This is a genomic window from Natrinema marinum (assembly GCF_024296685.1).
Lineage (GTDB): Archaea > Halobacteriota > Halobacteria > Halobacteriales > Natrialbaceae > Natrinema > Natrinema marinum.
Genome location: NZ_CP100763.1, coordinates 119,809 through 136,608 on the forward strand (window position 1 = coordinate 119,809; position 16,800 = coordinate 136,608).

A 16,800-nucleotide genomic window follows, 5' to 3' on the forward strand; every position below is an offset into this window, starting at 1 on the left:
CGCTCCCGTGCGGCGATCGGGGAGCGACTACGCCGCCGACCCCTGTTCGCTGGTCCGTCCGATGTCCTCTCCGCTGGTTCCCTCGGCGGTATCGGCAGATTGCAGGCCGAACTCTTCCGCCCACCTGCGCCAGTACTCGTCGTACCCCGCTTCAGACTCGCTGACGGTACTCCGACCCTGATCGATCCGCGACAGATTGAGGTTGACCTCCTCGAGCAAGGGCTCGCCGACGACCCCGTCGAGGAGCCGACTGCCCGCGCCGAGAAGATCCTCGAAATCCTGCGCGAGCACGCCCCAGCCGTCGCTTGGTCGGTCAGCGCGCAGTTGTTCGGTGACCTCCACGGCATCTACATCGGCCACGACCCCGGCGAAGCCGACGCCCACCTCGATCATTTCCGACACGACGGGGTCGTCGCGGCCGACGACGGTTACTATCAGTTAGAAGATATGCAGGTTACACTCGAGGAGATGCTCTAATTCGCGCCGCTCGCCTACAACGGACCATCAGTGTATAGTTCACAAGATCCTTGCTAACTTCCTGCATCTTTATTAAGGGTGACTCGAAACTGGTGACTGAGAATCGGTAACTCAGTGACACACAATGGCTAACGAAGGTAACAATACTTGCGAATCGGGTAGAGTTGGTAAGGGGTCGGTCGGTCGACGAACGTTCCTCGGTGCGACCGGTGCTGGGGCTGTCACGACGGCGTTCGCCGGCTGTCTCGGCGGTGTCAGTAGCGGTGGCGACGACGGCGTGTTCACGATCGGGCACCTTGCTCCCACCGGCATGTCGATGGGACTTGGATCGGAGCGAAGTGCCGAGATCGCCGTCGACGAGATCGGGAGCGTCCGCGATCAGGAGATCGACCTGATCAACGAGAACACTGAACGAGACGTCAGTACGACGAGCGAGATCGTCGAACAGTTTATCGCGGAAGACAATGTCGACCTGATCGTCGGGACGTTCTCCAGCGAAGTGACGCAGGGGATCACGGACACGATCGCCGACAGCAATGTGCCGTTCATCATCACCGGCTCGGCCGACTCGAGCACGCTGACGGAGACGACAGGCCAGAATTACGAGAAGTACAAGAACATCTTCCGAACGGGTCCGATCAACTCCGAACTGCAGGCCGAGGGGATGGCCGATTACGCCGAGTTCCTCTCGGACACGCACGGCTGGAACTCCTTCGCTCACCTCGCCGAAGAGGCCGCCTGGACCAAGCCGTTCCAGGAGTTGCTTCCCGGTTACCTCGAGGATCGCGGTCTCGATGTCGTCTACGACAATACCGTCAGTCTGAGTACTGACAACTATACGCCCATTCTGGACGACATCGAAGCGGCAGGTGCGGACGCCGTTATCCGGTTCTTCGCGGCCGGGGGCCAGGGGAAACTGATCGGCCCGTGGATTCAGAACGAGTATCCCTTCGCCGTCGAGGGAACCCACGTCGCATCGATGTCACCCGAGTTCTGGCAGCAATCCAGCGGTGCGTGCATCTACGAGACGACGTCCCAGTCCGGTGGTGGCGGCGTGGGCGAACTGACGGGCAAGACGATGGACTTCGTCGAGAAGTACGAGGAAGAGTACACCGGCGAAGGGCAGGACCCGCCGAGCAAGCCCATGTATATGGGATTCAACACCTACGACGCGATTCACTTCTACAGCAAGGTCGCCGAAGAGGCTGGCACCATCAACTACAGCGACAACCTCGACGACATCGTCGAGGCGATGCACTCCGTCGAGTACACCGGTGCCGCCGCCGAAATCTCGCTGTACGGCGAGGACTCGAAGTATCCGAACGACGCGAAGGAAGCGCGGACCAACGGCAAAATCTCGAACTTCCCGATCACGCAGTGGCAGCCGACCGAAAACGGCGGCAAACAGGAAATCGTCTACCCACCGGCAAACGCGACCGCCGATCACATGATGCCTCACTGGATGTCATAAGACATGCTCGATCAAATTCTCTCGGTCTTACTCCTCGGTGCGGTGGTCAGTGCCATCTACGCGCTCGTCGCGATCGGGTTTACGATGATCTTCGGCGTGGGGGGCGTTCTGAACCTCGCTCACGGCGGATTGATCATGGTCGGTGCGTACGCCTACGTGGTCCTCACGTCGCCGTCTATACTCGGGGGAATCACGATTCCGCCGGTCGCGGGGTTCGCCGGTGCAGTCCTGATCACTGCTCTCGCCTCGTATCTGTTGTACGCGGGTCTCGTCAAATACATCGAGGACAACATCATCATCACGTTCCTCTCGACCGTGATGGTTGCGCTCCTCTTGACGGAACTCATCCACCACGAGTTCGGCGCGAGTCCGCAGGGAGCCCCGGCGGTCCTCTCCGGCAGTCTCCATCTGGAAGGGGTCGGTACCCGTATCGGGTACATGTACCTCCTCGGATTCGTCCTCTCGTGGATCACGATCGGATTACTATGGTATTACGTCACGCAAACCGACGAAGGTCGATCGATACTCGCAACGTCGATGAGCGAACGCGGCGCACAGCTGACCGGCGTCGATCTCACGTCCGTGAAATCTCGAACGTGGCTGATCGCCGGCGCGTTCGCCGGGATCGCTGGCGTCATTCTGGGAACGGTCGAACCGACGACGCCGGCGATGTGGCTCAATCCGCTCGCGAACGCGTTCATCATCGTCGTGATCGGCGGCATCGGCAGCATCAAGGGCTCCGTCGTCGCTGCCTACCTGATCGGCTATCTCCAGCAGTTCACGATCGAATTCGTCGGTCAGGGCTACGTCGGCATTCCGTCACTGATCGTACTCGTAGCTGTCTTGCTCCTCCTTCCGGAGGGGCTCTACGGGAGGGAGTTCGCCCATGAGTAGCGAAACCGGACGCTCGAGCGAAGCTGTTCTCGATCGGCTCAGTACCGTCACTGGCCCGGTCAACCGGGCGCTACAGCCGCTCGCAAACGCGTACAACCGCCTACTCGGCGGCTACTTCGGCGAAATGAACGGGCTACAGTTCGTGCTGATCGTCGGCACGCTCGTTGGCCTGCTAACCGCGCCGTTGTGGGGGAACTACGCCCTCATTCAGTCGATGGTGGCGGCCAGCATCTGGGCTATCCTCGCGATGGGGTGGGATATCCAGAGCGGCTACACCGGTTACATCAGTTTCGGCCACTCCGTCTTGTCCGGCGGCGCGGCGTACACGACCGCGATGCTGATCCACAACGTCAATCCGGAGCTGCCGCTGCTGGTGACGATACCCGTGTCAGTGCTCGCCGCGCTGGGTATCGGGCTCCTCATCGCACTGCCGTCGCTCCGGCTGAGCGGCCCGTACTTCTCGCTGATCACGTTCGTCGCCGTGTTGATCTTCTACCGGATGATGAACCCGTTCAGCGAGTACACGGGCGGTGAAACCGGCCTCTCCGGGCTCGAGAAGATCTTCGACGTCACCGCTCCCGCCGCGAGTTACTACCTCTTTTTGCTTCCGATGCTCGCGGTCGCGGCGGCGCTGCTGATCGTCGCGCGGTCGAACATCGGGCTCATCCTCGTGGCGATCCGCGAGAACGAGTCGGCGGTCGAAGCTGCCGGGATCAACGCGACCAAGTTCAAGATCTGGTCGTTCGTCCTGAGCTCGATCCCGATGGGAATCGGTGGCGTGTTGCTCGCACACCGATTCGGGAACGTCGATCCCGCAACGTTCATCGTTGTCGACAACAGCATCGAGATGATCGCGATGGCCGTCGTCGGGGGCATGAGTTCGATACTCGGCCCGCTCGGCGGTGCGTTCCTCATTATCTTGCTGGAGGATGTCGTCTTGCACGCGCTCGGGCTCGAGGCCGAGCTTCGGTGGGCGATCCTCTGGGCGATCGTTCTGGCGATCCTCGTGTTCGCCCGCGACGGCCTGTTCCGGAAGCTCTGGCACGGGCTCGAGCGGCTCGGGGGTGATCGCCGATGAGCGTCCTCGAGGTCGACGGGCTCACGAAGAAGTTCGGCGGGCTCGTCGCCGTCGACGACTTCTCGTTCGAGGTCAACGAGGGCGAGATCGTCGGTCTGATCGGCCCGAACGGCTCGGGCAAGTCCACGGTGTTCAATTGCATCATGGGTATCTACGACGTGACCGATGGCTCGATCCAATTCAACGGCAACGACATCACCGACGATTCGACGCACGAAGTCGTCAACAAGGGCCTCTCGCGGGTCTCTCAGGAGTCGAATCCGATCGACTCGATGTCGGTCGCCGGCAACATCAAGCTGTTTACGCTACCGAACAGCATCGTCTCGCTGCGCGGCGGCGCGAGCGAGAAGGAGATCTACGAGTACGCGGCTCGCATCGACATCGAAGAGCATCTCCACGAGATGCCGGACGAACTGCCCCACGCGGACGTCCGCCGGCTCGAGATCGCCAAGGCGCTGGCGACCGAGCCCGAGCTGATGCTTCTCGACGAGCCGTTCGCCGGGATGAACCAGGCGGAGATCGGTGAACTGGCCGCCCAGATCGAACGCTTCCGCGAGGCTGGGATGACGATGGTCGTCGTCGACCACAACATGGGCGGGCTGATGGAGCTCGTCGATCGGGTCGTCGTGCTCAACAACGGCGACTTCCTCGCGGAGGGCACGCCCGACGAAATCGCTGCGAACCAGCGGGTCCAGGAAGCATACCTCGCTGGGGAGGGACTCTAATGACCGATCCGATACTCGAGGTCGACGACCTCAACGTCTACTACGGCAAGTCGCACGCGCTGAAAGGTGTCTCGCTGTCGATCGAGGAGGGCGAAATCTACGGCGTGATCGGCCCGAACGGGGCCGGCAAGACGACCATGCTCAACGCCATCGCCGGCTTCGTCGACTACGAGGGCACCATTCGGTACGACGGGACTGACCTCGCGACCGTGAGTCCACAACAGCGCGTCAGGGATGGCCTGATCTACTGCACCGAGGACCGGGACCTGTTCCCGTACTTCTCGGTCCACGAGAACCTGCTGATGGGCGCGCAGTTCCGGAACGATCGGGGCGCGGTCAAAGACGACCTCGCGATGGTCTACGATCTCTTCCCGCGGCTGGACGAACGCCGCGAGCAGGAAGCCGAGACCATGAGCGGCGGCGAACAGCAGATGCTCGCCGTCGGTCGGGCGCTGATGAGCGACCCCGAGGTGTTGATGCTCGACGAACCGACGCTCGGGCTCGCACCAGTGATCATCGAGGACATCGGCGACGCGCTCGAGACGCTGCAAACCGAGACCGGACTGACGATCCTGCTCGCCGAGCAGAACTCAACGTTCGCGCTGAACCACGCCGAACGGCTCTCGCTGATCGAAACCGGCGAGATCGAACTGTCCGGTGACCACGGCGAGTTCACCGACAACGAGTACGTCCGCGAGGCGTACGTCGGCGTCCACTGAGACTCGGTTCCGGGTCCATTTTTCGCGCCAGCCGAACGGAGAGCGACGGCGTTACTCGGCCGACTCGAGGCCGCCTTGAAACGCCGCGACGGCGTCGCGGAAGTCGTCGGGGATTCTGGTCGGCTCTTCGGTCTCGAGGTCGACGGCGACCTGCGTGACGGTTCCCTCGGCCAGAATTTCGTCGTCGCGCTTTCGTTTCGCCCGGTGCTCGTACTCGAGACTCGCCGTTCCGATGTCGGCGACCCGGAGTTCGTTGACGATTTCGTCCTCGAATTCGGCCCCAGTGTAATAGTTCAGTTCCGTGTTGACGACGTGGATCTGCCAGCCGTCCTCGACCATGCGGTCGTACCCGTAGTCGATCGCACGAAAGAAGGCGGAGACGGCCTCGTCCTGGAACGTGAAGTACTCGCCGTAGAAGACGATACCCTGCTGGTCGGTTTCGGCGAAACGGACGCGGTTCTCGAAGACGGGTTGGAACGCGGGCCCGTCGGATTCTCGGTTCGGATCGTTCGTGTCTCGGTCTCCCATACCGGCAACGCCGCCGCAAAGAGCAAAACCGTACCGACCACGGCAATCGATCGCAGTCCGTCGATACGAGTCGCCGCGCCGGAACCGTCCGTTACAGCCCCTCCTGCATCGCCTCGAGGTCCTCCATCGCGTGGCCGCAGATGACTCGCGCGTCGTGGCGGCGCTCGAGGTCTTTGACCGTCCGCAGGCTCTCGAGCCAGTGGCGCTTGCTCCAGAGGAGTTGGCCACCCATCGGAAGCTTCTGTTCGTAGTTCGCACGCGTGTAGGCCTGATCGCCCGCGAGGATCACGGTGCCGGCGTCGTCGAGCTCGAGTGTCACGCCGAGCAGGCCGGGCGTGTGGCCGGGGAGGTGGAGCAACTCGAGGCCGTCGAAGAGCTGTCGCCGGTCGCGGTGGACGACCTCCCAGTTCAGATCGAGATCGAAGTCGCCGGCGACGTAGGCGTCGTCGCCCGCGTCGGTTTTGACGCTGTAGTAGGCGTGTTTCAGCTCCTTTTCGTGGACGTAAACCGGCGTGTCGGTCCCCTCGAAGGCGTAGAGGCCGCCCGCGTGGTCGAGGTGGAGGTGCGTCTGGATCACGCAGTCGATGTCGTCGACTTCGTAGCCGGCGTCGGCCAGATCGTCCTCGAGCGGCCGGAGGTCGGTGTGTTCGAAGGCGGCGTAGAGGTCGGCGGGCCAGTGGCCGTCGGCGGCCTCGGGATGGGAGCCGGTGTCCCAGAGGACGGTGCCCTCAGGGTGGTCGATGACGATGTTGTAGACCGGACCCTCTCCCATGATCGTGTCCGGGTTCGGTTCGTCGGCCGACCCGAGGACGAACCCTTCGATGGTGTTGTTCACGTCGCTGGTGATACGGCCGCGATCGATCGGCGTGAGCGTCGCGTCGACCATACGCGACCCACGTCCGACCGACGCTTATGACTGTGGGAATCGGTGACGCGTTCGATCGCCGGTCGTCCCGACTCGGTGAACAGTCCGCTCTCGCTGTCAATGCCTGCCGTACTTCTACCCGCCGTCGTGTCGTCGTAGACACATGGTCAGAGCTTCGACGGTGATTCTCGTCGTCGGCGTCGGCTTGCTGTTCGTCCCGATCCCGCCCGTGGCAACGATCCTCGGCGTCATCGTGATCCTCGTCGGTGCCGCCCTGCGGATCTTGACGGATCACTGATGGCGCGGCGATCGAGCCGCCCGAACCCCCCCCCTGCATCGTTAGGTCCACGTCTTTATTGGTCGGCGTGTGACCATCCCGTATGGCTTCGTCCCCACGCGTCCTCGTCGTCGGTGGCGGGCTCGCCGGCCTCGTCGCCGCCCGCCACCTCGCCGCAGGCGGTGTCGATGTCACGCTGCTCGAGCGCCGCGAAATCGTCGGCGGCCGCGTCCGCACTGCAGAGCGCGACGGCTACCGGTTCGATCGCGGCTTTCAGGTGCTGTTCACCGCCTACCCCGCGGTTCGATCCGAACTCGATCTCGAGGCGCTCGACCTCCGGCGGTTCGCGCCCGGTGCCACCATCGCCGGTCCCAACGGGCGGTCGACTCTGGCCGACCCACTGCGAGAGCCCGCGACGGTTCCGGCGACGCTATCCAACCCGCACGTCTCCGTCGGCGACGCGCTGCGGATCGCCCGGCTCTGGTGGGGGCTTCGGCGAACCGACCCGAACGCGTTGCTCGCGGACGGCGAGGACACCAGTATCGAATCGTACCTGCGCGAGCGCGGCTTCTCGGATCGGTTCGTCGAGGAGTTCCTCGCGCCCTTCTATGGCGGGATCACCCTCGATCGCTCGCTGTCGACCTCGAGTCGCGTCTTCGAGTACACGTTCCGGACCCTCGCGGCGGGCGACATCGCCGTTCCCGCTGCGGGGATGGGTGCGATTCCGGCCCAGCTCGCGGACCGCGTTCGCGAGCTCGGCGGGACGATCGAGACGGAGACGGCGGTCGAGTCGGTCTCGAGCGGTGCCGACGGGCGCGTCGCGGTCGACACGGCGAACGGCGCTACGGAGGTCGACGCGGTCGTCGTCGCGACCGATCCGCCGACGGCTCGCGAACTGACCGGTGTCGACGCCGTCCCTACGGAGGCGCGAGCCTGCGTCACCCAGTACTACGCGCTGCCGGCCGATATCGACCTCGAGACGGGGCGGCGGCTCCTGTTGAACGCGACCGACGAAGGGCCGAACCACGTCGTTCCCCACAGCGCGGTCGCGCCGGCGTACGCCCCCGACGATCGGACGCTCGTCAGCGCGACGTATCTCGGCGACCGCGCGGAGAGCGATGCGGAACTCGCCGACGAGACGCGGTCGACGCTCGCGTCGTGGTACCCCAATCGGCGGTTCGACGGGCTCGAGCCGATCCGAACCGAGCGCATCGAGTTCGCCCAGTTCGCACAGCCGCCGGGCTTTCGCGAACGGCTGCCGGGCGCTCGAGATCCGACGGGCCCGATCTATCTGGCTGGCGATTACACGCGCTGGTCGTCGATTCAGGGCGCGATGGAGAGCGGGCGGCAAGCGGCGAAGGCCGTGATCGACGATCTGTCGAGATGAATCGCTTCGTGTCGCATCCAGCCGCCGCCTCGTTTCGCGTGCCAACTGAGCCGTCGATCTGTGGCGGGAGTGGCCCCGAAATGACGGTGTTGCATTTGCAACACCGGAACTGATGTCGACACCTATCCAACTAGGAGATAGGGTAGATCGTCGATGGCCATTGATGACCTCCTCGAGGGAACGTCGCTGACCGGCCGCCAGGCTGCGATCATCTTCTTTACCTTCCTCGCCCTGATCATCATCGCAGGATTGCTTCTGATCACGTTCAGTGACTTCTTCAGGAATCTGGTGATGTTCGTCGATCCGGCTGGCGCTCGAGTCGATGAATCGACACTTATCGCCGGAGTCGGTGGCTGACGCTGTGGGCGCTCGACGAATGGTTACCTCTGCGCGTCACAGCAATAGACGTTGCCGACCCGCTACGTAAAGACGTACTACCCATGCACCCATGGCAATACATAAAGTCACCCAATCATATAATATTTAGACAATGGGTTTAGATTATGACAGGGGAAAGATACGTGGTGAATCAATACAACGGTTTGCAATTGTTATCTCAATCACTGGAGGGGTGTTCTATCTCGAACAGCCAGTGGGCGGTCCCGGCTTAGCACTAATTTGTGCTGGTATAATTATAAGTTTACTTGGACTGGGAATAGTGTGGTCTGCAGGAGAATAGGTTCGGAATCTCTTTTAGCAAGTGTATATTGTCGCAGTTCACCGCGCTGCTTACGAGTCTTAGCCCGTCGCTCGTGATGCCGGCCGGCCCCGAATAGCGAGCAAACGCCGGTATCTAAACACTGGATCGATACGACAACCAAAAATCAAGTCCCACTGTAGCCGTCCCCGAAACCGGGAACGACGATTCGGATCGACACGTAGCCGTGAACGGTCGTAAGCGCCGGTCACAGCAGCCGACGCAACTCTCCGAGCGGCGGAAACCAGAGCGTCTCGCCGCTCGAGTCGTCCCTGACCGCCGGATGAAAGCCATCGGGATTCTGTACGAGCGGCGTCTGAAAATCCCGGCCGCGCATGCCGTTGACCGTCGCACCCGCGGCGAGGCGGGTAAACGCCGGGAGGACGAGCACGGCCGCCCCCTCGTAGGCGTCGGGGCCGTAGAGCGCGCAGGGGCGTTTGCGCCCGTCGATCGATAGCGCCGGGTGATCGTGACCGACGAAGTACCGCTCGGCCGCCGATTCCGGCGGTTCGTGGCCGTGACAGACGACCGTCTCCCCGTCGGCCAGCCGGTACTCCGCCGCCGTCTCGCCGTCGAAGGCCGACTCGAGCATCGTATCGTGATTGCCGGGCGTGACGACCAGTTCGGCACCGGCCGCGTCGACGGCGTCGACGAACCGCGAGATGTCGCGGTCGACGCCCAGCGGGAGCCGCGAAAACGAGTGGAGCAGGTCGCCCGCCACGACGACGGTCGTCGGCCCGGTCTCCTCGAGCAGTCCCCGAAGGCGCTCGACGACATCGGCTCCGTCGTCGAGCGGGGCGTCGACGCTCGAGGCGGCCGCCTTCCCGAGATGAACGTCCGCGAGGACGAGCGTCTCGGCGGCGGGCAGGAAAACGGCGCGGTCGCGCACTGAAAACGGCACGTCGACGGCGACGCTGGAATCGGTCATCGATCGGTCTCGGGGGCTCGCTCACCGCCGTCGGCGCGGACCTCCTGCCCGAGTGCGTCCGCGAGGTCGTACTCCGAGCCGGTCAGGACGTAGAGGACGTCCTCGAGGGGTTCGACGACCTCGGGGAGGATGCGGAGGACGAGATAGGTGATACCCAACAGGGCGACGATCGACAGCGACTGGGCGATGAAGTTGTGCGAGACGAGGTACGAGGTCCGGTTGGCGGGCGCGCCCATGAACTCGGTGACGATGTAGACGAAGATGTCCTGCTGGAACCAGCCCCACGGCGAGGCCAGTCCGATGAAGACGTTCCGAGCGAGGTTGAGAAACCAGATGACGCCGATGGCGAGCGCGAAGGCGACGGCCTTCCGCTTTAGCGGCGCTTTGACTGCGGCGATGAGGCCGCCGAAGATCGCCATGCTGCCGATTCCCGTACAGGACGTGACGATGTAGGTCGTCCGGCCGGTCACCGTCTCCTCGGGGTCGAAAGCGAATTGGCTCTGGTACCCGTTCGCACCCTCTTCGATACCGGGGCTGTGGCCGAGCAGCTCCATGCCGAAGTGGGTCTGTGCGGCGGTCGTCTCGATCAGCCAGCTCTTGACGAACGGGATCGTCTCGACCGGCAGGTAGATCAGGCCCATGAACGCGACGGCCTTCGAGAGCAACAGCAGCGACTCCCGTCCCTGAACGAGCAGATAGCCGGTGTAGGCACACAGCGGCAGCGCCGCGAGCGTCAGGAGCGTTTCGATCGGGCTCTTGACCTCGAGGTAGTAGTGGGGGACCATCGTCAGCCAGAAGACCCCGAAGACGACCCAGGCCCCGGCCGCGACGTACCGCGCGAGGTCGACGGCACCGTGCCACTCGAGGGCCATCGCGACGACGAACGCGGCGATCGCAATCCAGATGATCGAGTCCGAGAGCGGGATCGAGCCGACGCTCGCGGCGGGGAACGTCGCGGGTCCCGTCGCGAAATCGGCGACGGCGCTGGAGAGGGCGGTCGTCGCTTGTGGGGCCGGCATACTCAGGCTAGCCAGATGGACTCTCCCGCTATCAACTTGACGCCTCCGGACGATCGGCCGATCCGTCGACGACTATCGACCGCGCGTGCGACCGTGTACCTTTTTGCCACCCTGCCGAAAAGGCTAGCCGTATGGTCGATGTCCTCGACAACAAGCGGGCCGCGACGCGGTTTCGCATTCTCGTCCAGATCGCCGAGCGCCAGCCCGCGGTCAGTCAGGGGGAGATCGCCGAGGAAGTCGGCGTGACGAGTCAGGCGGTCAGCGAATACATCCGCGAACTCGTCGACGACGGACTCGTCGAGAAGGAGGGACGGTCGCGCTACCGAGTCACCCGCGAGGGCGTCGACTGGCTCTTCCGTGCGGCCGACGACGTCCGTCGGTTCGCAGACCACGTCACCGGCGACGTGTTGGGTGCGATGAGCGAGGACGCCTACATCGCGACCGACGACATCGAGGAGGGCGACACCGTCTCCCTCACCGTCGAGGACGGCCTGCTCCACGCGACCCCCGGCGGCGAGGGGCCCGCAACCGGCATCGCGACGACCGACGCCGCTGCCGGAACCGACGTGGGTATCACCAGCTTCGAAGGCGTCATGGAACTCGACCCCGGCTCCGTCACCGTGTTACAGGTCCCCTCGATCCGCACGGGCGGGAGCCGGGCCATCGACGACGAGACCGTCACCGCCGCCTGCGAAGGCGCCGATCTCGTCGTCGCGACCGGCGTCGAGGCCGTCGTCGCCTGCCGACAAGCCGGCGCGGACCCCGCCGTCACGTTCGCGGTCGGCGACGTCGCCGCCGACGCCGCCAATCACGGCCTCGCGGTAACCGCCGTCGCCACCACCGACGCCGTCGGTCGGGTGACCGACGCGCTCCGGGACGCCGACGTCTCCTACGAGGTCCTCGAGGGCTGAGGCCACGCGCCGACGCCGTTCGTTCCAACGTGTTTAGGCACGGTTCCTTTAACAGTGAAGCGGGACTCATCACGTAGAGCCAGCTATGGAGCAGTCGGACGCCTTCAAGGTGCTCGCCAGCGCCGATCGGCAGTATATGTTCCACGAACTCGTCGAACGGAACGGGACGAGTACCGTAGACTCGCTGTCGAAACGGGTCGCCGTCCGGCGTCATCGGACGACCCCCGAAAACGTCACGGATGCGGAGGTCGACCGTACTCGGGTCAGACTCATCCATATTCACCTCCCCCAGTTACTCGAGCGGGGAATCGTCGACGTCGACTGGACCGACGGAACGGTCACCTTCGCCGAGGACGCCGAAGTAGAACTCTTACTCGAGGCTGCCGCGGAACTCGACCAGTGGCCCCCGAAGCCGCGAGTACGCCAGCCGCCATCCGCTCGCTCCTGAGGATCGAATCCGTCACGCAGAACGCGGATAGCGGAGACGAGAAGCACCGCAGACCGGCACCGACCTGTTTCCGTCAACCGATATACCGGAGATCGTCGTCGGTCGGCACGTCCATCTGCTGTTGCTGTTCCATCTCTTGGATCTTGCCGATGACCTCCTCCATCTCGTCGGCCCGCTCGTCTAAGGACTCGTAGTCGAGTTCGAAGCCGAGCACCGTCTCGAGCACCTCGAGAACGGCGCGGGCGCTCTTGGGATCGACGAGATAGCCGCTGGTTTCACCCATCAAACAGGTGGCGTCGAAGCCGCGGCGCTCTCCGAGTCCGAGCAGGAGTCCGGAGACGCCGACGATGCCGCCGGCGGGCTCGTCTTCGCGGAACTCGACGCCCGCCTCCTCGAGGGTCTCGAGGAGCGACTCGTCATTGACGGCGCCGACGACGGCGTACTCTTCGATGAGTTCGCCGGTCGGAACGCCGCCGAGCGCGTAGACTTCCGTCGCGCCGAACTCGTCGGCGATGTCGAGGAAGGCGTCGGTCAGCACGTAGTGGCCCTCGTTGGTCTGGGCCTGATGGTCGCCGGTCAACAAGAGGAGATCGCGGCCCTCGGGTACGTCGACGGCGTAGATCTCGGCGCAGGTCAGTTCCGAGACGCCGTCCTCGACGCTCACCTGCGGCGGGAACTCTCGAGAGTAGATCCGGCGGACGAGCGTGCTCTCGCCCTCGAGTTCCTCGAGGAGGTGTTCGACGGCGAGGGTGCCGACGTGCCCGACCCCCGGCAACCCCTCGACGAGGACGGGGTCGTCCAGTTCGACCTCGGCGACTGCGTCGATCTCGAGTTCGTCCATACCGTATCAGCGGCGGCGACGTTTAAGAGCGCGTCGGTACTCTCCGTGTGGATCCCCGGGATCCAACGGTGCCGGCGCGCTGTTTTCGGCCGGCTCGCCACAGTCTGGACAGGTGTCAGAAAGCGTATACACCGGGCGATCGTGGGCCTCGCGCCACGCCGAACAGACCCGGATGTCGGATTTCATTATTCGTCGTCGGTCCGGCGCTTGCGGTGGTACTCGCCGCTGCCGCCGTGGCCCTCGATCGCGGAGATCGCGCGCTGGGCGCTCTCCTCGAGGTGGGACTCGGCAGTCTTGTAGTTTGGCGCTTGCACCTCGATCCGGTACTCCGGTGCGCCGACGTAGCTCACCTCGAGGTCGACTTCGTCGGGGATCGCACCGTTACCCGCGGCGGCCTCCAAGGCCTCGCGGATGCCGTCGACGCCGCTGGGTGATGGGTTCTCGAGGTCGACGTAGCCGGTGACGTTGACGTACGGCACCGAGACGTTCTCGCGGGCCGTCTCGACGAGCGCGTCGATCTCGTCGTCGTCGAGATCGGTGTCGGAGAGGGCCTCCTCGCCGTGGATCGCGGCCTGCTTGAAGCCGTCGTAGAGGCTGCCGTGGACCCCGATCAGTTCGTTGGCGATCGCGGTGTAGTCCTCGTCGTCGATCTCGTCGCCGAAGGCCAGATCCATCCAGTTGTCGGCCTTCTGCTCGTTTTTCCACTCCTGGATCTTATCGGAGCGCTGGTGATCGTTGACGTCTTTCAGCGAGAGGTCGATCTGCTGGGACCCTTCGTCGACGTCTAGGACCTTGCAGACGACGATCTGGCCCTCGCGGACGTGATCGCGAACGTTCTTGATCCAGCCGCTGGCGACCTCCGAGATGTGGATGAGTCCGCGCTTGTCCCTGTACTCCTCGAGATCGACGAAGACACCGAAGTCCTCGATTTCGTCGATCTTGCCGACGACGAGTTCGCCGGGATCGGGCCAGCCGCTGTACTTCATCGTGACTCTACTGTTTCGAGGATCTCGTGGTCGATCTCGGCGTTGCCGCCGGTCGGTCGCGCGAGCGTCGTCCCGCAGACGGCGCAGGCGACCTCCGTGGAGGCTTTGCCGAAGACTGTCTGTTCGTTCTCGCAGTCACTGCATCGAACGCTGTAGAAATTTCCTGCCATTTGAATCACTCCTGGAACTCGAGTCGGCCGGCGCGCCATCCCTCGCGGAGGTGGGCCTTGCCGCACTCGCTGCAGCGGTATTTGAGATCGGTCTTCTTGGTCGGCTTCTCGCCCGCGGGCACCTTCGAGAAGCGACCGGAGTTCCCGATCGAGGAGGAGTTTCGCCGGGTGCGGCGAGCGTCCCATTTCATACCCGAGGAACGGCCGGTTCGGGACTTCTCGACTTCGTGTTCGTGGTGCTCGTTACAGAACGGGCAGTACGTATTGAATCGGCGTGGCATCTGCATGGTTATCTCACTTGCTGTGGGCTATGGCAGCGCCGTTTAAAACCCGTTTGGTTCGTCGGCGCGGCGTGCCGTCGTGGCCGCAGTGGAGCCGCCACAGAGCGGTCAGGTACGCCGATCTCCGAAGCGTTTAATCGTCTCTCCTGTGAACGATCGGCCATGAAGCAGCTCATCATTCACGGCGATCCCGGCATCCGAAACGGCGCGATCGTTCGGTACGAGGGGGACGACGGGGAATCCGAGGTCGTCTGTTTCGGAATCAATCGAAACGGCGAGTATCACGGTCCCGACCGGGTCCAGCTCTGGTGTACCGTCGGCCAAGAAGGCGAATACGAGGACTACGAGAAGCGAAACTTTACGCCCCACTTCCTCGATGTCGACCGCGTCGACGCCGAGGACGTCGACGTCGTCCGTGCGAAAAGCGATCTCGCGGTCTGAGCATCCCGCGTCGAAATCTCGTTTTCCGGCAGCTGTCTTCACCACCGTATCCTGATCGGCCAGGTGACCGAGACGGTCGGGTCCCGCCAGTGCCACTCGAGGATCGCCCAGGCGATCGACAGGCCGATCGTCCCCACGACGGCGGCCGTTTCCGTGCCACCCACCCAGGGCGGCAGGACGAACAGCAGCCCGTTTCTGATCCGTGATGGGACGACGCTGACGAGCGGCTGGACGGACCCGGAGTCGCCCCGTTCCGTTGCCCGGCTCGAGGATAGCTTGAGGGCGGCCGCAGCCTCGCCCCCACCGCTCTCCGGCGGCGTCCCCAGCCGCTCGGCTTCGTAGGGGAGATCGACGGTGAGCGATCGAACGATCTCGCCGTCCGTATCGATTTCGAACACTCGGTCGCCGGTAGAACTGGTGACGAGCGTATGGCCGTTCGGCAGGCGATCGGCGTCGCGAGGCCAGGCGACGGTGGGATGAGTAAACTCCCAGGACTGCACCCACTCGCCATCGCGACGCTGGTACTCGACGATCCGGTCGTTCTCCGAGTCGGCCACCAGAACGGCTGGACCCCCGTGACTCGCCGGCACGTAGTCGGGATTGTGCTGTTCGTAGAGCACATCGTGGTCGTCTTCGTCGCCGAGCGTCCACGATGGCATCACGCCGCTCTCGTTGAGGAAGACGACCCGATCGTGGTTTCGAAGCGAGGCCATCACGCGGCCGTCGGGCAGCAGTTCCACGTCGTTCAGATGCGCCCAGTCCCCGTCGTAGGAGCCTCCGCTCTCGATCGGGAACGCCGCCTCGACCTGCCAGCTCCACGTCCGGATCCCGCTCGAGGCGTTGACCCGGACGACCGCGTCGTCGTCGAAGTCGGCGACGAGCAGTTCGTCGGTCCCGATCAGGTCGACGTCGTGCCAGCGCCCTTCTTCGGCCCGGTGGCTGTGGAGGCGCGTCCGCTCGCCGGTCGAGAGGTTCACTCGCTCGACGACGTTTCGCCGGCAGCCGTCACACGTCGCTGGGTGTTCGGTCGCGACGACGACCGTCGCGCGGGTTCCGGGGACCGGGTCGACATCCCAGTACGTCGCGAACCGGTCGTCGTAGTAGACCGTCTCGCCGCCGTCGGTCGTCGCGAACAACTGGCCGCCGGTACCGGTATCCGCGATCTGCTGAGCCGTGACGACCGTTACGTTCGACCAGTCGACGTCGGATCCGGCGTCGATCGGCTCCGCGTATCGCTCGTTGTAGTCGGCTGTCGCCGTCGCGAACGCTATCCCGAGGAACGCGAGCTGTGAGACGAGCACCAGAGCGATGAGTAGGCGAATTCGTGTTCACCGGCTCGACATGTACCGTCTCCTCCTCGTCGATTCGGAAAACAGTACTGGACGAGACCGGCGTAGCGACGCTATGAGCGGTCTATAGCCCACTGTTCGTGTCTCGTTCGCGTGGGAGAACTCGATAGCGCCCGCTCGAGTGACGCGGACGAAACAGCACCGATGAAACAGCGTCGACGGGCGGGTCGTCCGGACGATTTCGGTCGAATCGAAATCGATCGTGACGAACTGGCTGAATATATTGAAAATAAATCAAATTTTGGTGACTGATACGCAAAGCAACCGCAAGACGGAAATCAGCGGCGGCGAACAGGTGTGTACATACG

Annotated in this window: 23 protein-coding genes; 12 read left to right on the forward strand and 11 right to left on the reverse strand. The window is 63.8% G+C overall.

Annotated features, from left to right (window positions below; translation table 11 throughout):
- Positions 1-27: 27 nt before the first annotated feature.
- The gene (locus tag NKH51_RS18870; protein WP_425606680.1) at positions 28-393 is read right to left on the reverse strand and encodes a hypothetical protein; all 366 of its coding nucleotides are present in this window, start codon (positions 391-393) and stop codon (positions 28-30) included.
- 400 nt (positions 394-793) lie between these two features.
- Here NKH51_RS18870 and NKH51_RS00580 point away from each other — a divergent pair, with 400 nt between their 5' ends.
- The 5 genes from NKH51_RS00580 to NKH51_RS00600 are packed head-to-tail and all read left to right on the forward strand — an operon-like array spanning position 794 to position 5,364.
- Positions 794-1,948 (forward strand): ABC transporter substrate-binding protein, encoded by a 1,155-nt coding sequence (locus tag NKH51_RS00580; RefSeq protein WP_340674296.1) that lies wholly within the window; start codon positions 794-796, stop codon positions 1,946-1,948.
- A 3-nt stretch (positions 1,949-1,951) separates the two neighbouring features.
- Positions 1,952-2,842: a branched-chain amino acid ABC transporter permease gene (locus NKH51_RS00585; protein ID WP_254763303.1), complete on the forward strand. Its 891-nt coding sequence runs from the start codon at positions 1,952-1,954 to the stop codon at positions 2,840-2,842.
- The gene (locus NKH51_RS00590) at positions 2,835-3,920 is read left to right on the forward strand and encodes a branched-chain amino acid ABC transporter permease (protein WP_254763304.1); all 1,086 of its coding nucleotides are present in this window, start codon (positions 2,835-2,837) and stop codon (positions 3,918-3,920) included. The genes NKH51_RS00585 and NKH51_RS00590 overlap by 8 nt, the downstream gene beginning before the upstream one ends.
- Positions 3,917-4,645 (forward strand): ABC transporter ATP-binding protein, encoded by a 729-nt coding sequence (locus NKH51_RS00595; protein WP_254763305.1) that lies wholly within the window; start codon positions 3,917-3,919, stop codon positions 4,643-4,645. Before NKH51_RS00590 ends, NKH51_RS00595 begins: the two co-directional genes overlap by 4 nt.
- On the forward strand, positions 4,645-5,364 hold the full coding sequence (locus NKH51_RS00600) for an ABC transporter ATP-binding protein (protein WP_254763306.1): 720 nt from the start codon (positions 4,645-4,647) through the stop codon (positions 5,362-5,364). The genes NKH51_RS00595 and NKH51_RS00600 overlap by 1 nt, the downstream gene beginning before the upstream one ends.
- A 51-nt stretch (positions 5,365-5,415) precedes the next feature.
- Here NKH51_RS00600 and NKH51_RS00605 read toward each other — a convergent pair whose 3' ends face one another.
- On the reverse strand, positions 5,416-5,892 hold the full coding sequence (locus tag NKH51_RS00605) for an acyl-CoA thioesterase (RefSeq protein WP_254763307.1): 477 nt from the start codon (positions 5,890-5,892) through the stop codon (positions 5,416-5,418).
- Between the two features lie 91 nt (positions 5,893-5,983).
- Positions 5,984-6,778 carry an N-acyl homoserine lactonase family protein gene (locus NKH51_RS00610; RefSeq protein WP_254763308.1) on the reverse strand — a complete coding sequence of 265 codons (795 nt, stop codon included), beginning with the start codon at positions 6,776-6,778 and terminating at the stop codon, positions 5,984-5,986.
- 142 nt (positions 6,779-6,920) lie between these two features.
- On the opposite strand from NKH51_RS00610, the gene NKH51_RS00615 reads away from it, so the two are divergent.
- The 3 genes from NKH51_RS00615 (at position 6,921) to NKH51_RS00625 (ending at position 8,778) form a co-directional block, all read left to right on the forward strand.
- The gene (locus NKH51_RS00615) at positions 6,921-7,055 is read left to right on the forward strand and encodes a transporter (protein ID WP_254763309.1); all 135 of its coding nucleotides are present in this window, start codon (positions 6,921-6,923) and stop codon (positions 7,053-7,055) included.
- A gap of 82 nt (positions 7,056-7,137) precedes the next feature.
- Positions 7,138-8,421, forward strand: coding sequence for an NAD(P)/FAD-dependent oxidoreductase (locus tag NKH51_RS00620; RefSeq protein ID WP_254763310.1), 1,284 nt, complete (start codon positions 7,138-7,140; stop codon positions 8,419-8,421).
- A 153-nt stretch (positions 8,422-8,574) separates the two neighbouring features.
- Entirely contained in the window at positions 8,575-8,778 is a 204-nt protein-coding gene (locus NKH51_RS00625) for a hypothetical protein (protein WP_254763311.1), read from the forward strand.
- A 548-nt stretch (positions 8,779-9,326) separates the two neighbouring features.
- Here the strand turns inward: NKH51_RS00625 and NKH51_RS00630 are convergent.
- A complete protein-coding gene (locus NKH51_RS00630; protein WP_254763312.1) occupies positions 9,327-10,046 on the reverse strand; it encodes a metallophosphoesterase in 720 nt (239 codons plus the stop codon).
- Complete coding sequence (artA, locus tag NKH51_RS00635) at positions 10,043-11,065, reverse strand: archaeosortase A (protein ID WP_254763313.1); 1,023 nt, start codon at positions 11,063-11,065, stop codon at positions 10,043-10,045. The genes NKH51_RS00630 and artA overlap by 4 nt, the downstream gene beginning before the upstream one ends.
- A gap of 131 nt (positions 11,066-11,196) precedes the next feature.
- On the opposite strand from artA, the gene NKH51_RS00640 reads away from it, so the two are divergent.
- Both NKH51_RS00640 and NKH51_RS00645 read left to right on the forward strand, forming a co-directional pair.
- Positions 11,197-11,976, forward strand: a complete 780-nt coding sequence (locus tag NKH51_RS00640; RefSeq protein WP_254763314.1) for a DUF7839 domain-containing protein — start codon at positions 11,197-11,199, stop codon at positions 11,974-11,976.
- An 85-nt stretch (positions 11,977-12,061) separates the two neighbouring features.
- The gene (locus tag NKH51_RS00645) at positions 12,062-12,424 is read left to right on the forward strand and encodes a DUF7344 domain-containing protein (RefSeq protein WP_254763315.1); all 363 of its coding nucleotides are present in this window, start codon (positions 12,062-12,064) and stop codon (positions 12,422-12,424) included.
- Positions 12,425-12,497: 73 nt separating this feature from the next.
- Here the strand turns inward: NKH51_RS00645 and NKH51_RS00650 are convergent, their stop codons facing one another.
- From NKH51_RS00650 to NKH51_RS00670, 5 genes are read right to left on the reverse strand one after another with little or no spacing between them, the layout of a single operon-like run.
- A complete protein-coding gene (locus NKH51_RS00650) occupies positions 12,498-13,265 on the reverse strand; it encodes a proteasome assembly chaperone family protein (RefSeq protein ID WP_254763316.1) in 768 nt (255 codons plus the stop codon).
- Positions 13,266-13,271: 6 nt separating this feature from the next.
- On the reverse strand, positions 13,272-13,451 hold the full coding sequence (locus NKH51_RS00655; RefSeq protein WP_254763317.1) for an RNA-protein complex protein Nop10: 180 nt from the start codon (positions 13,449-13,451) through the stop codon (positions 13,272-13,274).
- Positions 13,451-14,251, reverse strand: coding sequence for a translation initiation factor IF-2 subunit alpha (locus tag NKH51_RS00660; RefSeq protein WP_254763318.1), 801 nt, complete (start codon positions 14,249-14,251; stop codon positions 13,451-13,453). The genes NKH51_RS00655 and NKH51_RS00660 overlap by 1 nt, the downstream gene beginning before the upstream one ends.
- Entirely contained in the window at positions 14,248-14,421 is a 174-nt protein-coding gene (locus NKH51_RS00665; RefSeq protein WP_254763319.1) for a 30S ribosomal protein S27e, read from the reverse strand. Before NKH51_RS00665 ends, NKH51_RS00660 begins: the two co-directional genes overlap by 4 nt.
- Before the next feature lie 5 nt (positions 14,422-14,426).
- The gene (locus NKH51_RS00670; protein WP_179262743.1) at positions 14,427-14,708 is read right to left on the reverse strand and encodes a 50S ribosomal protein L44e; all 282 of its coding nucleotides are present in this window, start codon (positions 14,706-14,708) and stop codon (positions 14,427-14,429) included.
- Between the two features lie 156 nt (positions 14,709-14,864).
- Here NKH51_RS00670 and NKH51_RS00675 point away from each other — a divergent pair, with 156 nt between their 5' ends.
- Positions 14,865-15,143, forward strand: a complete 279-nt coding sequence (locus tag NKH51_RS00675; RefSeq protein WP_254763320.1) for an HAH_0734 family protein — start codon at positions 14,865-14,867, stop codon at positions 15,141-15,143.
- A 38-nt stretch (positions 15,144-15,181) separates the two neighbouring features.
- Here NKH51_RS00675 and NKH51_RS00680 read toward each other — a convergent pair whose 3' ends face one another.
- Positions 15,182-16,444 carry an aryl-sulfate sulfotransferase gene (locus NKH51_RS00680; protein WP_254763321.1) on the reverse strand — a complete coding sequence of 421 codons (1,263 nt, stop codon included), beginning with the start codon at positions 16,442-16,444 and terminating at the stop codon, positions 15,182-15,184.
- A gap of 141 nt (positions 16,445-16,585) precedes the next feature.
- On the opposite strand from NKH51_RS00680, the gene NKH51_RS00685 reads away from it, so the two are divergent.
- Positions 16,586-16,744 carry a hypothetical protein gene (locus tag NKH51_RS00685; RefSeq protein WP_254763322.1) on the forward strand — a complete coding sequence of 53 codons (159 nt, stop codon included), beginning with the start codon at positions 16,586-16,588 and terminating at the stop codon, positions 16,742-16,744.
- Positions 16,745-16,800 lie beyond the last annotated feature (56 nt).

Excerpts from the sequence above, each read along its gene's own strand:
- NKH51_RS00645 (WP_254763315.1), top strand. The coding sequence starts at position 12,062 with ATGGAGCAGTCGGACGCCTTCAAGGTGCTCGCCAGCGCCGATCGGCAG.
- NKH51_RS00660 (WP_254763318.1), bottom strand. The coding sequence starts at position 14,251 with ATGAAGTACAGCGGCTGGCCCGATCCCGGCGAACTCGTCGTCGGCAAG.
- NKH51_RS00605 (WP_254763307.1), bottom strand. The coding sequence starts at position 5,892 with ATGGGAGACCGAGACACGAACGATCCGAACCGAGAATCCGACGGGCCC.
- NKH51_RS00595 (WP_254763305.1), top strand. The coding sequence starts at position 3,917 with ATGAGCGTCCTCGAGGTCGACGGGCTCACGAAGAAGTTCGGCGGGCTC.
- NKH51_RS00610 (WP_254763308.1), bottom strand. The coding sequence starts at position 6,778 with ATGGTCGACGCGACGCTCACGCCGATCGATCGCGGCCGTATCACCAGC.
- NKH51_RS00590 (WP_254763304.1), top strand. The coding sequence starts at position 2,835 with ATGAGTAGCGAAACCGGACGCTCGAGCGAAGCTGTTCTCGATCGGCTC.
- NKH51_RS00670 (WP_179262743.1), bottom strand. The coding sequence starts at position 14,708 with ATGCAGATGCCACGCCGATTCAATACGTACTGCCCGTTCTGTAACGAG.
- NKH51_RS00620 (WP_254763310.1), top strand. The coding sequence starts at position 7,138 with ATGGCTTCGTCCCCACGCGTCCTCGTCGTCGGTGGCGGGCTCGCCGGC.
- NKH51_RS00615 (WP_254763309.1), top strand. The coding sequence starts at position 6,921 with ATGGTCAGAGCTTCGACGGTGATTCTCGTCGTCGGCGTCGGCTTGCTG.
- NKH51_RS00580 (WP_340674296.1), top strand. The coding sequence starts at position 794 with ATGGGACTTGGATCGGAGCGAAGTGCCGAGATCGCCGTCGACGAGATC.
- NKH51_RS00665 (WP_254763319.1), bottom strand. The coding sequence starts at position 14,421 with ATGGCAGGAAATTTCTACAGCGTTCGATGCAGTGACTGCGAGAACGAA.
- artA (WP_254763313.1), bottom strand. The coding sequence starts at position 11,065 with ATGCCGGCCCCACAAGCGACGACCGCCCTCTCCAGCGCCGTCGCCGAT.
- NKH51_RS18870 (WP_425606680.1), bottom strand. The coding sequence starts at position 393 with ATGATCGAGGTGGGCGTCGGCTTCGCCGGGGTCGTGGCCGATGTAGAT.
- NKH51_RS00655 (WP_254763317.1), bottom strand. The coding sequence starts at position 13,451 with ATGAAATCCGACATCCGGGTCTGTTCGGCGTGGCGCGAGGCCCACGAT.
- NKH51_RS00585 (WP_254763303.1), top strand. The coding sequence starts at position 1,952 with ATGCTCGATCAAATTCTCTCGGTCTTACTCCTCGGTGCGGTGGTCAGT.
- NKH51_RS00675 (WP_254763320.1), top strand. The coding sequence starts at position 14,865 with ATGAAGCAGCTCATCATTCACGGCGATCCCGGCATCCGAAACGGCGCG.
- NKH51_RS00625 (WP_254763311.1), top strand. The coding sequence starts at position 8,575 with ATGGCCATTGATGACCTCCTCGAGGGAACGTCGCTGACCGGCCGCCAG.
- NKH51_RS00650 (WP_254763316.1), bottom strand. The coding sequence starts at position 13,265 with ATGGACGAACTCGAGATCGACGCAGTCGCCGAGGTCGAACTGGACGAC.
- NKH51_RS00600 (WP_254763306.1), top strand. The coding sequence starts at position 4,645 with ATGACCGATCCGATACTCGAGGTCGACGACCTCAACGTCTACTACGGC.
- NKH51_RS00630 (WP_254763312.1), bottom strand. The coding sequence starts at position 10,046 with ATGACCGATTCCAGCGTCGCCGTCGACGTGCCGTTTTCAGTGCGCGAC.
- NKH51_RS00640 (WP_254763314.1), top strand. The coding sequence starts at position 11,197 with ATGGTCGATGTCCTCGACAACAAGCGGGCCGCGACGCGGTTTCGCATT.